Here is a 15,340-nt window from a genome sequence, read left to right on the forward strand (position 1 = left end):
CGCGGCGCCGAACGCAGCGAACCTACATCGAACGAGCAAGGAGAAGGACATGACCGAGCGGGTCGTACTCGCATACTCGGGGGGCCTGGACACCTCTGTGGCCATCGGCTGGATCGCCGAGGAGACCGACGCCGAGGTCGTCGCCGTGGCCATCGACTGCGGCCAGGGCGGCGAGGACCTCGACGTGGTCCGCCAGCGGGCCGTCGACTGCGGGGCGGTCGAGGCCGTCGTCGCCGACGCCAAGGAGGAGTTCGCGGGCGAGTACTGCATCCCCGCCCTCCAGGCCAACGCCCTCTACATGGACCGCTACCCGCTGGTGTCGGCGCTGTCGCGGCCGCTGATCGTCAAGCACCTGGCCGAAGCCGCCCGCTACCACAACGCGACGATGGTCGCCCACGGCTGCACCGGCAAGGGCAACGACCAGGTCCGCTTCGAGGCCGGCCTCGCGGCGCTGTTCCCCGAGCTCAAGGTCGTCGCCCCGGTACGCGACTCCGGCATGACCCGGGACAAGGCCATCGCCTTCGCCGAGGAGAAGGGCCTGCCCATCGACGTGTCCAAGAAGTCGCCCTACTCCATCGACCAGAACCTCTTCGGTCGCGCGGTGGAGACCGGGTTCCTGGAGGACATCTGGAACGGGCCCATCGAGGACGTCTACGCCTACACCGACAACCCCGCCGACCAGCGCGAGCCCGACGAGCTGGTCGTCACCTTCACCGCCGGGGTGCCCACCGCCATCGACGGCAAGGAGCTCTCCCCGCTGCAGATCATCGAGGAGATGAACCGGCGCGCCGGCGCCCAGGGCGTGGGCCGCATCGACATGGTCGAGGACCGGCTCGTGGGTATCAAGAGCCGCGAGGTCTACGAAGCGCCGGGCGCCATCGCGCTCATCGCCGCCCACCAGGAGCTGGAGAGCGTCACCGTCGAGCGCGACCTGGCCCGGTTCAAGCGCGGCGTCGACCAGCGCTGGGGCGAGCTGGTCTACGACGGCCTGTGGTTCTCCCCGCTGAAGGAGGCCCTGGACGGGTTCATCGCCGAGGCCAACCAGCACGTCTCCGGTGAGATCCGCATGGTGCTGCACGGCGGCCGCGCCGTGGTCACCGGGCGGCGCAGCGAGTCCTCGCTCTACGACTACGACCTGGCCACCTACGACACCGGCGACGCCTACGACCAGTCGATGGCGCGCGGGTTCATCGACGTGTGGAGCATGCCCGCCAAGATCGCCAACCTGCGCGACCGCCAGCGCGGCTGAAGCCGACCGGGCCGCCGGGGCAGCCCGGCGGTCCGGCGCCGCAGCGCCACCGTCCTCCATGCGGGTCCCGAGCACCCGCTGCTCGGGACCCCGCCGACCGAACGAAGAACGCAAAGGACCCCGACCGTGGCCAACGAGAGCGACACCGAGGTCACCCGCCTGTGGGGCGGCCGCTTCGCCGGAGAGCCCTCCGAGGCGCTCGCCCGGCTCTCCCTGAGCACCCACTTCGACTGGCGCCTGGCCCGCCACGACATCGCCGGGTCGCGCGCCCACGCGCGCGTGCTGCACCGTGCCGAGCTGCTCACCGACGACGAGCTGGCGGCGATGCTGGAGGGCCTGGACCGGCTGGAGTCCGACGTCGCCTCCGGCGGGTTCACCCCGGTGCTCGCCGACGAGGACGTGCACACCGCGCTGGAGCGCGGTTTCATCGAGCGCGTCGGCCCGGAGCTCGGCGGACGGCTGCGCGCCGGCCGGTCGCGCAACGACCAGATCGCCACCATGGTCCGGATGTACCTGCGCGAGCAGGCGCGCGCCGTCGCCGGCGAGCTGCTGGACCTCGTGGACGCCCTGGCCGACCAGGCCGAGGCCAACATCGCGGTGACCATGCCCGGCCGCACCCACCTGCAGCATGCTCAGCCGGTGCTGCTGGCCCACCACCTGCTCGCCCACGCCTGGCCGCTGCTGCGCGACGTGGAGCGCCTGCGCGACTGGGACGGCCGCGCCGCCGTCTCGGCCTACGGCTCGGGAGCGCTGGCGGGAACGTCGCTGGGCCTGGATCCCGAGTCCGTCGGCGCCGAGCTGGGCTTCCCGGCCGCGGCGGAGAACTCCATCGACGGCACCGCCGCCCGCGACGTCGTCGCGGAGTTCGCGTTCGTCAGCGCCATGACCGGAGTCGACCTGTCCCGGTTGGCCGAGGAGATCATCCTGTGGGCGACCAAGGAGTTCTCCTTCGTCACCCTCGACGACGCCTTCTCCACCGGCTCCTCGATCATGCCGCAGAAGAAGAACCCCGACGTCGCCGAACTGGCCCGCGGCAAGTCCGGCCGGCTCATCGGCGACCTGTCGGGGCTGCTCAGCACCCTCAAGGGGCTCCCGCTGGCCTACAACCGCGACCTGCAGGAGGACAAGGAGCCCGTCTTCGACGCTGTCGACACGCTCACCCTGCTGCTGCCGGCCTTCACCGGCATGGTCGCGACTCTGGAGTTCAACGGCGACCGGATGGCCGAGCTGGCCCCGCAGGGGTTCTCGCTGGCCACCGACATCGCGGAATGGCTGGTGCGCCGACGGGTGCCCTTCCGCGAGGCCCACGAGATCGCCGGCGCCTGCGTGCGCACCTGCGAGGAGCGCGGCATCGACCTGCCGGACCTCGCCGACGCCGACCTCGCCGGGATCTCGCCGCACCTGACCCCGGGGGTTCGCGAGGTGCTCTCCGTGGCCGGCTCACTGGACTCCCGCTCGGCCAAGGGAGGCACCGCGCCCGCTCGCGTGCGCGAGCAGCTGGAGCGCCTCCACTCCCGCGTCGCCGACCACCGCACGTTCGCGGAGGCGAAGGCCTGAGCCCTGCTGCGCTTGCGGCGCGACCCGGACGTTTCCGGGTCGCGCCACGCCCCGCGGCCGCTCCGTTGCCTCCCGCGTCCTCGCCCTCACCTGCCGTCCCCCTCCAATCACCGGGGACTTCGTCCAAACCCCCGTCATGGTCGGACGAATTGCTGTAGCGTCCCGGAACAGTGGGCACCTCGGGTATCGGCTCCTGTGCATGCTGTTACGGGAAGCCGCGGAGGCGAGAGAGGGACGGCGGACCGTAAGGGGGCGCCGCGTCGGCGGTCGACGGGGATGTCGCGCGGCCGCGATGCGAATCCGCCGGGTGCCCGCGTCCGCGTACGCGTCGTGGGGGGAACTCGATGAGTGAGCAGAGCGGCTCCGATCGCGGTATCAGAGCCCAGCTCAACAGGATCGTGCTGATTCCCGGAATCACGTTCCTTGCACTGTTCGCCGTGCTGAGCACAGTCACGCTCACGCAGGCGATCTCGCTCCGTGTCGCCACCGGCGACGGCCGCACCGGCGTCCACCTCTACAACTCCATCGCCGAGTTGCAGCGTGAGCGCCGCCTGGCGACCGAGTACGCCGCCGACCCCTCGCAGGACGCCGTCGAGGCGCTGCGCCGCCAGACCGGCGTCACCGACGACGCGCTGCAGGAGGTCGACTCCCGGGCCAGCGGACTGCGCGGGCACGACGACGCCGACACCGCCCGCATCGCCGACCGGTACCTCGCCCGCATCGACCGGCGCATCGACGTACGCAACGCGGTCATGGCGGGCGAGACCGGCCCCCAGGCCGCCCTCGACGCCTACGACGGCATGATCGCCCGGGGCGTCCGCCTCTACGACTCGATCGCCCACAACCTCGACGACGGCCCCTCTGCGTCCGCCGGAGCCGACGCGGTCGGCCTCATCCGCGCCCAGGAGTCCTTCACCCGCGGCGATGCGCTGTTGAGCGGAGCTCTGGCGGCGGGCGGCCTCTCGATCGGCCAGCAGACCGAGTTCGCCTCGTTGATCAACGGCGCCCGCGAGCGCGTGCAGAGCCTGTCCCATTCGCTGGAAGGCGAGCCCGACCGGGCCCGCAAGGACATGCTCGACAGCGCTTCCTGGCGCCGGATGAACGATCTCGCCGACACCGTCATCGGCCACGAGCCCGACATCGAGGTCGACCCCGTGACCGGCACCGGTTCGCAGGACCGGGCGGCGCCCGAAGGGCTGGCCGGCTGGCGCTCCACCGCCGACGACGTCAACGCCGACCTGGTGAGCCTCGCCGACGCCCAGGTCCGCACCGTCATGGCCGCCACCGATGCCGCCAGCACCTGGATGTTCAACCTCGCGCTCGGCGGCGGTGTCCTGTCCTTGTTCGCCGGGACCGTCGCCTACGGCGCGGCCTCACGCTCGGCCGCCCGCCTGACCGCGCGGCTGAGCCGCCTGCGCGCCGACACACTCAGCCTCGCCCGCGACGAACTGCCGCGCATCGTGCGCCGGCTCTCCGACGCCGAGCCCGTCGACCTCGACACCGAGCTGCGCCGCCTCGACCACGGTTCCGACGAGGTCGGCCAGGTCGCCGACGCCTTCAACACCGCCCAGCGCACCGCCGTCAGCGCCGCCGTCAAGGAGGCCGAGACCCGCGCCGGCGTCAACCGGGTGTTCCTGGCCATCGCCCACCGCAACCAGTCGCTGGTGCAGCGCCAGCTCCAGCTCCTGGATCGTGTGGAGCGCGAGGAGGACGACCCCGACCTGCTCGAGGACCTCTTCCACCTCGACCACCTGGCCACGCGCGGACGCCGCAACGCCGAGAACCTCATCATCCTCGGCGGCGGGCGCCCCGGCCGCCGGTGGCGCAACCCGATCCCGCTCGTGGACATCCTGCGCGGCTCCATCTCCGAGACCGACGAGTACACCCGCGTCAAGCTGCGCGGCGTGCCCGACCTCTCCCTGTCGGGGTCGGTCGTCGCCGACGTCATCCACCTGGTGGCCGAGCTCGTCGAGAACGCCACGGCGTTCTCCCCGCCGCACACGGTGGTGCACATCCACAGCGAGGTGGTGCCCAAGGGCGTGGCCGTGGAGGTCGAGGACCGCGGCCTGGGCATGGGTCCCGCCGCGCTGGAGGAGGCCAACGCGACTCTGGAGCAGGCGCCCGAGTTCGACGTCATGGCGCTGAACCAGGACTCCCGGCTCGGGCTGTTCGTGGTCGCCCGGCTGGCCGCCAAGCACGCCATCAGCGTGCGGCTGTGCCCGTCGCCCTACGGCGGCACGCGGGCGGTCGTGCTCATCCCCGCCGGCCTGATCTCGCCGAGCGAGGCCTCGGCTCCCGAGCGGCCCTCCGCCGTTGCCGCCGCACCCGCCGCGCACGACCGGGGCGACGGCGACACGGCCGCCGCGAGCGGCACGCCCGGTCACCGTCGCGGGGAGGTCGCCGCCGGAGCCGAGCAGGCCCCGGAGCCCGAACGGCAGGCGCCCGCCCGGTCCCAGGCGTCCGGGCACGACGGTGCCTCCACCCCGCTCAGCGCTCCCGCTCACCACGGGCACGGAGCCTCCGAAGGGGCCGGGGGTCCCGCGGGGCCATCGGGGCCCGTACCGGGAGGTCAGGCGGAGCCGGCTCCCGCCGACGGAGAAGGCGAGCGCCCGGCTCTGCCGCGCCGACGCCGCCAGGCCAACCTCGCGCCGCAACTCCGTCACGACCCCGCACCGGCGGGCCCCGGCGACACGGGCGGAGGCGATCCGCCGGGTGCGCGCGAACCCGAGGACGCCCGGCGGACGATGAGCGCATTCCAGATCGGCACCCGCAGGGGGCGCGAGGAATCCGGCCACGGCAGCGCGGACGGTCCGCAGGAGGCCCCGGAGCCGGAACCGGCCGGAGCGGCCGATCCGTACCGTCCCGAGCCCGGTGCGGCGGCCGATCCGGTGCAGGCCTATCGCACCGGCCTGGGCCAGGAAACGGGGGACGCCCGCCGACCGCACGCACCCGTCGGCGCGGCAGGTGATCGCGCCGCAGGGCGGCCGTCGGGCCTATACACGGGAGAGGGCGAATAGATGATGCAGAACAACCACGCCGCAGGGGATCTGAACTGGCTGCTCGACGACCTCGTCGACCGGGTCGTGGGCGCCGAGCACGCGATCGTGCTGTCCGCCGACGGCCTGCTCATCGGGCGGTCCCGCGGGCTCACGCCGGAGGACGGCGAACATCTGTCGGCGGTGGCCTCGGCCTTTCAGAGCCTGGCCCGCGGCACCGGACGGCAGTTCGGGGGCGGCGCCGTGCGCCAGACCGTCGTCGAGATGGAATACGCGTACCTGTTCGTCACGGCCGCGGGCGAGGGCGCCTGCCTCGCGGTGCTCGCCGACGAGACCGCCGATGTCGGCCTGGTCGCCTATGAGATGAACATGCGCATCAAGCGGGTCGGGCAGTTTCTCACCTCCGCCCCGCGGCTGCCCGAATCCATGGCGGCGGGGAGCTCCGGCGCATGAGGAACGCAGGCGAGCACCGCAGGGGCGACCAGCGTTCCGGGCACGTCCGCGACACGGCCGCCGAGCGGGAGCCTCCCCTGGGCGTCGAACCTTCTCCCGGCGCGGGGGCTTCTCCCGGCGCCGGATCGGTGTCGTCGCCCGCGCGCGGCGGCACCCGCGCCCGTGAAGCGGCCGAGGAGCTGCTGCGCGAGCGCCGCCAGCGCCGCGGCCACGACGCCTCGTTCCCGCGCCACGGCTCCGCCGGTCCGCTGGTGCGCCCCTACACCGTGACCGGCGGCCGCACCCGCCCCGCCGAGGCCGGGCTGGACATGATCAGCATCGTGGTGGCCACTCGGGAACGGGTGGACTGGAGCGCGCTGGAGCCCGAGCACGCGGCGATTCTGCGGCTGTGCGAAAGGCCCGTGTCCGTCGCCGAACTCTCGGCCCAACTCGACCTTCCGATGACCGTGGTCAAGGTGCTCCTGGGCGATCTCATCGCCGACGGCGACGTCCTCGCCCGAGCGCCGATGCCCGCGTCGGATCCACCCCACATGAGCGTCCTCCAGGCGGTACTCGATGGCATCCGCAGACTCTGACAACGTCGCCCCCCACTCCGGCGCCGGATCCGGCGCGGAACCGGGCGGGCAGATCCCCCTAGCGGTCAAGATCCTCGTGGCCGGCGGCTTCGGCGTCGGCAAGACGACCATGGTCGGCTCGGTCAGCGAAATCGCTCCACTGAGCACCGAGGAGGTCATGACCGAGGCCAGCATGGGCGTCGACGACCTCGGCGGTGTCGAGGACAAGTCGACCACCACCGTCGCCCTCGACTTCGGGCGTATCACCGTCAACCAGCAGGTCGTCCTCTACCTGTTCGGCACCCCCGGCCAGGGCCGGTTCTGGTTCATGTGGGACGAGCTCGCCGAGGGGGCCCTGGGAGCGGTGGTGCTGGCCGACACCCGCCGGCTCGACACCTGCTTCCCGGCCGTGGACTTCTTCGAGCGCCGCCGGATCCCCTTCGTCGTCGCGGTCAACCGCTTCGAGGGCGCCCACGACTACGGAGTCGAGGAGGTCCGCGAGGCCGTCGACGTGAGCGCGGACGTCCCCATCCTGCTCGCCGACGCCCGCGACCGCCAGTCGAGCAAATCGGCGCTGCTCGCGCTCGTCGAACACGTGATGCACCGACGCAGCCCGGCGATGTCCGCCCGACCGCTACCATAGGCGCACGATCATGACCGCGATCCCCCGAAGTCCGAGGTCCGGAGCCGTTTCAGGGCTCCGGCGCCCAGGCGAGCGGGCGAGATCATCACCCACTAGTCGTTAGCATTCTTCGCGTGAACCCTGACAGCATGCAAAACTCGGACAGACTGCCCCCCCGGGATCTTCCGCGGCGCCGCTCCGGGCGGCACCGCAACCCGCTGTCCTTCGACAGCTGGGTGGGAACCCCGACTCTCGTCCTCGCCGTCCCGGCCGAGACCGGCACCGCGGCCGACGGCGCTGCCTCCGGCGCCGACATCGGCGCGGAGATGGCCGACCTCGTGCGCGCCTACCGCCCCGAGGTCACCATCAAACACGGCCGCGCCGGCAGCCCCGACCTGGTCGAGGCCCTCGCCGGCCTGGAGAGCCGCGAGGAGCACCCGCTGCGCGGCGTTGTGGTACCCCTGGTCACCGGGCCCCACCAGCCCACATCCGAGGCCGTCGACACGGCGGTCGAGCAGGCCGGTGCCGACGTCCGCCTCACCGAGGCACTCGGTCCCCACCCCATGCTCGCCGAGACGCTGCACCTGCGCCTGGCCGAGGCCGGGTTCGTGCGCGCCGACAGGATGCGCCTGATCAGCGTGGTCGCGCCCGGCACACAGATGACCGACGGCGTCGTCGTCGGCGCGGTCGGCGGCGACGAGGGGATCAGCGCGGCCGGTGTCACCGCTGTGCTGCTGGCCGCACGGCTGGGCATCACCGTGCTGCCGGCCGACCTCGAGGACCGGGCGAGCCTGGACGACGCCTTCCAGCAGCTCTCGACCGCCGGATGCGCGCGCCCGGTGATCGCCCCCAGCGTGGTGGGGCCGGAGTTCCCCGCCGAGCGTCTCGACGAGCTGGCGCGGCACTACGGCGCCCGCGCAAGCGCGCCGCTGGGCGCGGGCAGCACCCTCGCCAAGATCGCCGCACTGCGCTACGCCGAAGTGCTGAACACGCTCGGCGCGGAGGCCCCGCCCACCGCCGACGAGGTTCCTGCGCCCATGGGCTCGCGCCACCGCCCCGAGGAGTGACCGCCGGAACCGCCGTCCTCGGCGACGCGGCCCCGTGCGCCGCCGAGGACGGCGGGCCCCGCGCACCGCGCTCGCGCTACTCAATGTGACGATTCCGCAACACAGGGACAGGTTCTTTCGGTAGCGTCTGTGGTTCCAGGTTGGGGGGACCATGGACGATAATCGACCGACCATACGCAGACAGCTCACCCGCATCGTGCTGATACCCGGTGTCAGCTTCCTGGTGCTGTGGGGGGCCATGGCCGCCGTGGAGACCTATCAGGCGGGTTCGCTGCTGCTGTCCGTAACCCAGGCCCGCGACGGCATCAGCGTCTTCGACCGCCTCGCCGGCGACCTGCGGACCGAGCGCCGCCTCACGCAGATCCACCTCGGCGCCCCCGACGACGCGCAGGTGCGCCGGGAGCTGGAGGCTCAGCGCGAGCGGACCGACGCTTCCGCCGACCGCGCCCACGACTTCGCGTCCGGCCTCGACCCCGGCCCGCAGGGTGGCCCGCTGCCCGGCACCCGCGCCTTCGCCCCCGAAAGCGACCGCCTCTCCGGGCTGCGCTCCACCGCCGACGGGGACGACGCCGACCGGGGTGTCACGCTGACGGCCTACAGCGACCTCATCGAGGAGACCACCGAAGCCACGAACGTCCTCCTGCGGCCGCTGGAACAGGGCGCGAGCCTGCCCGAGGCCGCTCAGGCGGGCCGACTGGCCACCGCGCACGAGCAGTTCGCCCGCTCCGACGCGCTGCTCGCCGGATCGATCGCGGCAGGCGGCATGGACTACAACGAGACCGCGCACTTCACCTATCTCACCGCCTCCTACCGCGACATCCTCTCCGACACCTCCGACGAGATGAGCGGCCGGACACGCGAACGCCACGCGGAACTCACCGCTGCCGGAGCCTGGAAGACCGCCGAGCGGCTCAGCCGCAGCGTGGTCACCCGCCCTCCGGTGGCCGAGGGCACCGGCGATCGGCAGGCCGCTTGGAACTCCGAGATCGACGTCGGCGCCCAGGAGTGGGACCAGGCGGCGACGGCCTCCGTGCCCGCCCTGGGCCGGGTGGTCTCCGCCCAGCTCGACCGCACCGTCGACACAGCATGGAACGCGGCTGTGCGGCGCTTGGCCGTGGGCGCCGCGGGGGGAGTGCTTACCCTGGCGGCCGGCCTCACCGCCATCCTCGCGGCCAACCGCTCCTCGCGCAGGCTCACCACCCGGCTGCGGCGCCTGCGCGACGACGCCCTCTCCCTGGCCGGCAGCAAGCTGCCGGCCCTCACCGCCCGCGCCCGCGCGGGGCGCAGCGTGGACGTCTCCGCCGAGCTTCCTCGGCTGGACTACGGCGGCGACGAGCTCGGCCAGGTCGCCGACGCCTTCAACACCGCCCAGCGCACAGCGGTGGGTGCCGCCGTGAAGGAGGCCGAGATCCGCCGCGGCGCCAACCGGGTGTTCCTGGGCATCGCCTACCGCAACCAGACCATCGTCCAGCGGCAGCTGCGCGTCCTCGACGAGATCGAGGCCGACGAGGAGGACCCCCGCGCCCTGCGTCGCCTTTTCACCCTCGACCACCTGGCCACACGGGCCCGCCGCTATGCCGACAACCTGATCATCCTCGGCGGCGCCGGGTCCGCCCGCCGGTGGCGCGAACCGCTGCCGCTGGCCGACGTACTGCGCGGCGCCATTACCGAGACCGAGGACTACGAACGCGTCCGGCTGACCTCCGCGCCCCGCGCGCGGCTCAGTGGCGCCGCGGTCGCCGACGTCGTGCATCTGCTCGCCGAGCTGATCGAGAACGCGACCCAGTTCTCGCCCGCGGGGAGCCCCGTCCACGTCAACTGCGGCCGGGTCAACGGCGGAGTCGCCGTCGAGGTCGAGGACCGCGGACTCGGCCTGACCGATCAGGGATACGCGGAGGCCGCCCGCGTATTGAGCGAGCCGCCGGAGTTCGACGTCATGGCGTTGCCCGAGGAACCCCGGCTCGGGCTGTTCGTGGTGGCGCGGCTGGCCGCCCGCCACGGCGTGGCGGTGCGGCTGCGCCCCTCGCCCTACGGCGGCACGAGCGCCACCGCCGTCCTCCCCGACCGGCTGCTGGAGTGGGCGCCCGCCGCGCCGGAGGCACCTCAGACACTCGTCGAGCACCCCGCCGGCGCCGGCGACATGCGCGGAGAGCGCGATGGACGCGGGTAGGGCAGCGCCGGAGAGCGACCCGGGCCGGCTGGTGCGGCCCTTCGCCATCGGCGTCGACGGCGCACCCGCGACCTCCGGACTCGACCTGCTCACGCGCGTGGTGGCGCGTCGGCCGCCCGGCGACGACGACCACATGCGCCCCGAGCGCGAATCGCTGCTGCGGCTGGCCGCGCAGCCGCAGTCGGTGGCCGAGCTCGCCGCCTTGGTCGGTCTGCCGCTGAGTGTGGCCAAGCTGCTGATCGCCGACATGATCGAGAGCCGCGACCTCGCGCTGTGCACCTCGGCGTCCGCGGTCCCCGGCGACGACGTGTTGCACATGCTGCTGGACGGCCTGCGCGCCCTGTGACACGGCGGTACGGGCGGCGATCACAGGACAGGGCGGGCCTCCTGCGGCGCGCGCCGTCTTGCTAGCGTTTCGCGGGTGAGCACAGAACGCATCGGGATCATCGGCGGTGGGATCATCGGGCTCGCGCTGGCCCGGTGGATCACGCAGAATCGGCCCGGCGCCCGCGTCACGGTCCTGGAGAAGGAGGACGCGGTCGCCCGGCACCAGACCGGGCATAACAGCGGGGTCGTGCACGCGGGCCTGTACTACCGCCCGGGCTCGCTCAAGGCGACGCTGTGCAGGCGCGGGACTGCGCTTCTGCGCGAGTACTGCGCCGAACGCGGCCTGCCGTTCGAGCAGGTCGGCAAGGTGCTGGTCGCCGCCGACGCCGATGACGCCGCCCGGCTGGACGACATCGAGCGCCGAGCCGAGGCCAACGGTGTGCCCGGCGTCAGGCGGCTGGGCCCCGAGGGCCTGCGCGAGATCGAGCCGCACGTGCACGGTGTGGCCGGTGTGCACTCGCCCTCGACCGCGATCACCGATTTCATCGCGGTCGCCGAGGCGCTGGCCGACGACGTGCGCCGCAGCGGCGGCAGGATCGTCCTGGGCGCGCCGGTCATCGCGCTGCGCCAGGAAACCGACACCGCCGAGGTGCTGACCGGCGACCCGCGCGGCGAGCGGGTTCGGCGCTCCTTCGACAGGGTCATCGTCTGCGGCGGCCTGCACAGCGACAGGATCGCGCGCATGGCCGGCGCGCCCGCCGATCCCCGCATCGTGCCCTTCCGCGGTCAGTACCACGAACTGGCGCCCGGAAGCCGCTACCTGGTGCGCGGTCTGATCTATCCCGTACCCGACCCGCGCTACCCCTTCCTGGGCGTGCACCTGACGCGGCACGTCCACGGCGAGGTGATGGCCGGACCCAACGCGATCCTGGCCGCTGCGCGGGAGGGCTACCGGCTGCGCGACGTCCTGCCCGGCGACCTCGCCGACACCCTGGGCTCACCGGGGTTCTGGCGGCTGGCCCGCCGCCACTGGACGATGGGCGCGCGGGAGATGGCGGTCTCGGCGTCCGCGGCCCTCTTCGCCCGCCAGGCCCGTCGCCTGGTGCCCGCGATCACCGGTGCGGACCTGCGGCCCGCGCCCGCCGGGGTGCGCGCCCAAGCGCTCTCCCGCACCGGCGAGCTCCTCGACGACTTCGCGGTGGACACCCACGACCGGGTCTCCTGCGTGCGCAACGCACCGTCGCCGGCGGCGACCTCGTCTCTGGCGATCGCCGAGCACCTGGGCGAGAACGTGCTCTTCGCCTGAGGCGAGTGCGGTGGGCGCATGCGCGTCGGCGGTGCGTACGCGGCCGCGTACGCACCGCTGCTCGTACGGTCAGGCGGAGGGGCGCTTCAGCAGGAGGAGTCCAGCAGGTCCTCCAGCGCCGCCGCCTCGGCGGAGTCGGCGCTGAGGCCCCATTCGTACTTCACCTGGATCCAGCTCTTTGCGTAGTCGCAGTGCACCGCGGTGCGCTCGGGCATCCACTCGGCGGGGTCGTCGGCGCCCTTGGAGCTGTTGCTGGAGACGCTGACCGCCCACAGTTGCGGCGTGTCCAGGTCGTTGGCGAAGGACTCGCGGCGTGCGGTGGACCAGGTGTCCGCGCCGGAGACCCAGGCCTCGGCCAGCGCCACCATGTGGTCGACGCTGGCTTCGGAGGGGTCGGATGTGGTGGCTCCGTCGTAGGGGCTGGTCCAGGTTCCGGATACGGGGTAGCAGTCGTTGCCGACCTCGACGCCGGCACCGTCGCGGCGCAGCACCATCTCACGGGCGTTGCAGTTGCCCTCGACTGCGGACCAGTGCGGGAAGAGGTCGCGATCGTAATCCGAGGACGAGCCCTCCGGTTCGGTCGGCAGTTGCGCCAGTTGGGAGCGGGATTCGGACAGGGTCGGCGGCGGTGGCGGCGCGGCTTGCGCGGGTGCGGCCGCGGTAGCGAGCAGGGCGAGTGCGGAGAGTACGGCCGCGAGCGCGGAGGCGGCCGGGCGGACGGGGGCGGGCATCGACGTCTCCAAAAGTGAGCGGGGGACTTTCGGACACCTCGAGGCTGGCGCACGGTGGGTGCCTTACGAAACACGTGCTGTGTAAACAATCCCTTACTTCGGATGTCCGGAATCCGAATCCTGCTGAGGCGGTGCCCAGCCGCACGGCTCGCCCCGCGAGATCGTGCGCGCCTGCTCCCGGCGGGGGATCTCCGGATTCGCGGCGGGAGGCCGGCGCAGCCACTCGGGCGGATATGGGCGGGCACGTCACCGGTGCAGCGGATACGGTGGATGGCGTTCAACCGCAGACCCACGGCGGGCCCGCGCCCGGTCCGGCGCGGCCGGCCACCTCGACGGAAAGACGACCGTGACCGACATCATCGACGACCTCGAACGGCGCGGACTCATCGCGCAGACCACCGACCTTGACGACCTCCGCAAGGCGCTCGCCGATGGCCCGGTCACCGTCTATTGCGGCTTCGACCCCACAGCGGGCAGCCTGCACGTCGGCCACCTCCTCCAGGTCCTCACCCTGGCCCGTTTCCAACGGGCGGGGCACCGGCCGATCGCGCTCGTCGGCGGGGGCACCGGACTCATCGGCGATCCCAAGCCCAGTGCCGAGCGCACGATGAACTCCGTGGAGACCGTCGAGCAGTGGGTGGGCAACCTCTCCGGCCAGCTCTCGGCGTTCCTGCGCTTCGCCCCCGAGGGCGGGGCCGAGGAGGCCACCGACGCCCTGCTGGTCGACAACGGCGCGTGGCTGGGCGCGATGAGCGCCGTCGACCTGCTCCGCGACGTCGGCAAGCACTTCAGCGTCAATCAGATGCTGGCTCGAGAGACCGTCCGCAGCCGCCTCGACGGCGACGGCATGAGCTACACGGAGTTCAGCTACGTGCTGCTGCAGTCCTACGACTACGTCGAGCTGTACCGCAGGCACGGCTGCACGCTGCAGATCGGCGGCAGCGATCAGTGGGGGAACATCACAGCGGGCCTCGACCTGATCCGCCGTATGGACGGCAACGAGCCGCACGGGCCTGCGCACGGGCTGACGACGAATCTGCTCACCAAGGCCGACGGCAGCAAGTTCGGCAAGACCGAGTCGGGAGCGGTGTGGCTGGACAGTGAGCTGACCAGCCCCTACGCCTTCTACCAGTTCTGGTTCAACGCCGACGACCGAGACGTGGGCCGCTACCTGCGCTCGTTCAGCCTGCGCTCCCTTGAGGAGATCGAGGAGCTGGAGCGCCAGACCGAGGAGCGCCCGGCCGCTCGCGCCGCGCAGCGCGCGCTGGCCGAGGAGCTCACCACACTGGTGCACGGCCACGAGGAGTGCCGCAAGGTGGTGGAGGCCAGCCGCGCCCTTTTCGGGCAGGGCGACCTGTCGGCCCTCGACGCACGCACGCTGGGCGCCGCAATCGCCGAGGTCCCGAACACGGCCGCGGCCGGCTCGGCGGAGGATCTGCCTCCGGTCGTCGACCTGCTCGCGGACACCGGCCTGGTACCGAGCAAGTCGGCGGCCCGCCGCACGGTGCAGGAGGGCGGGGCCTACCTGAACAACACCAAAGTGACCGACGTCGACGCTCGTGTGGGCGCGGACGATCTTCTGCAAGGGCGCTTCCTGGTTCTGCGACGGGGCAAGCGCAGTGTCGGCGGGGTCGTCCTCGGCGAGGCGTAGCGCACACCGGCGACGGCAGGGGAAACGGCGGCGGGGCGGTGCCTGCACGGCCCCGCCGTGCACCGGGTCGGCGCGGGTCGCGAAATCGTGGGCGGTGTTCGGGAACATGCGTCGCGGTGGACGTGTTTAAAGGCGTGGCCGAGGGGCAGGACCCTGGTTGCAACAAAACGACATGACCTACCGCGCGGTCCCGGTCGGCCACCCCATGGCGACAGCAGGGGCCTGCGCCAGCATGAGACCGGACTCCGACGCGGTTCGCTCCCCGACCGGCCCCGATCGCGGCGGCGGAGCAGGGCGCCGAGTCGGACGCCCGATTTGACGTCTCAGTGCGCGGAACCTATCGTAGCCAGGTCGATGCGGGACGGTGGACAGCCGCAAGGCGTCCGAGCCGGGTCGCATTCGGGATCCTGGGATATTCGAGGCACGCTTCATGTGTGTGCCTGATAGCCTTGAAGAAGCGGTCGGTCGTAATCGGCTGATCGGATCCGAACGCACCGGACATCGAAAGGCAGCCAATTTGGCGGCCTACGGATGAGCTGGTAAATTCAACGAAGTAAGCGAATTCGCGAGTACGGCTCGCGGTTCGCGGGGAGATTCCGTCTCTTGGGAAGAGCCTGGGCGGGCCCGCTTTCGTGGTGGGCCGGGGCTTGTACCGGA

Annotated in this window: 12 protein-coding genes; 11 read left to right on the plus strand and 1 reads right to left on the minus strand. The window is 72.4% G+C overall.

Going from position 1 to position 15,340, the window contains the following annotated elements; translation table 11 throughout:
* Window positions 1–49 precede the first annotated feature (49 nt).
* From LP52_RS19535 to lhgO, 10 genes are all read left to right on the plus strand, one after another.
* Window positions 50–1,249, plus strand: a complete 1,200-nt coding sequence (locus tag LP52_RS19535; protein ID WP_040275658.1) for an argininosuccinate synthase — start codon at window positions 50–52, stop codon at window positions 1,247–1,249.
* Between the two features lie 126 nt (window positions 1,250–1,375).
* Complete coding sequence (gene argH, locus LP52_RS19540) at window positions 1,376–2,806, plus strand: argininosuccinate lyase (protein WP_040275659.1); 1,431 nt, start codon at window positions 1,376–1,378, stop codon at window positions 2,804–2,806.
* 344 nt (window positions 2,807–3,150) lie between these two features.
* On the plus strand, window positions 3,151–5,823 hold the full coding sequence (locus tag LP52_RS19545) for a sensor histidine kinase (protein ID WP_084723343.1): 2,673 nt from the start codon (window positions 3,151–3,153) through the stop codon (window positions 5,821–5,823).
* A complete protein-coding gene (locus LP52_RS19550) occupies window positions 5,824–6,255 on the plus strand; it encodes a roadblock/LC7 domain-containing protein (protein WP_040275661.1) in 432 nt (143 codons plus the stop codon).
* Between the two features lie 182 nt (window positions 6,256–6,437).
* Window positions 6,438–6,830 carry a DUF742 domain-containing protein gene (locus LP52_RS19555; RefSeq protein ID WP_052810047.1) on the plus strand — a complete coding sequence of 131 codons (393 nt, stop codon included), beginning with the start codon at window positions 6,438–6,440 and terminating at the stop codon, window positions 6,828–6,830.
* Window positions 6,811–7,452: a GTP-binding protein gene (locus tag LP52_RS19560; protein WP_040275662.1), complete on the plus strand. Its 642-nt coding sequence runs from the start codon at window positions 6,811–6,813 to the stop codon at window positions 7,450–7,452. The genes LP52_RS19555 and LP52_RS19560 overlap by 20 nt, the downstream gene beginning before the upstream one ends.
* Before the next feature lie 128 nt (window positions 7,453–7,580).
* Entirely contained in the window at window positions 7,581–8,498 is a 918-nt protein-coding gene (locus tag LP52_RS19565; RefSeq protein ID WP_040275663.1) for a sirohydrochlorin chelatase, read from the plus strand.
* Between the two features lie 151 nt (window positions 8,499–8,649).
* A complete protein-coding gene (locus tag LP52_RS19570; protein ID WP_238581000.1) occupies window positions 8,650–10,668 on the plus strand; it encodes a sensor histidine kinase in 2,019 nt (672 codons plus the stop codon).
* Window positions 10,655–11,014, plus strand: coding sequence for a DUF742 domain-containing protein (locus tag LP52_RS19575; protein ID WP_040275665.1), 360 nt, complete (start codon window positions 10,655–10,657; stop codon window positions 11,012–11,014). The genes LP52_RS19570 and LP52_RS19575 overlap by 14 nt, the downstream gene beginning before the upstream one ends.
* Window positions 11,015–11,089: 75 nt before the next feature.
* The gene (gene lhgO, locus LP52_RS19580; protein WP_040275666.1) at window positions 11,090–12,301 is read left to right on the plus strand and encodes an L-2-hydroxyglutarate oxidase; all 1,212 of its coding nucleotides are present in this window, start codon (window positions 11,090–11,092) and stop codon (window positions 12,299–12,301) included.
* Between the two features lie 86 nt (window positions 12,302–12,387).
* Here lhgO and LP52_RS19585 read toward each other — a convergent pair whose 3' ends face one another.
* Complete coding sequence (locus tag LP52_RS19585) at window positions 12,388–13,032, minus strand: HNH endonuclease family protein (protein ID WP_040275668.1); 645 nt, start codon at window positions 13,030–13,032, stop codon at window positions 12,388–12,390.
* A 346-nt stretch (window positions 13,033–13,378) separates the two neighbouring features.
* Between LP52_RS19585 and tyrS the strand changes: the two genes are divergently transcribed.
* Window positions 13,379–14,683, plus strand: a complete 1,305-nt coding sequence (tyrS, locus tag LP52_RS19590; RefSeq protein ID WP_040275670.1) for a tyrosine--tRNA ligase — start codon at window positions 13,379–13,381, stop codon at window positions 14,681–14,683.
* Window positions 14,684–15,340: the final 657 nt, after the last annotated feature.

It is taken from the genome of Streptomonospora alba, assembly GCF_000826685.1.
Classification (GTDB): domain Bacteria; phylum Actinomycetota; class Actinomycetes; order Streptosporangiales; family Streptosporangiaceae; genus Streptomonospora; species Streptomonospora alba.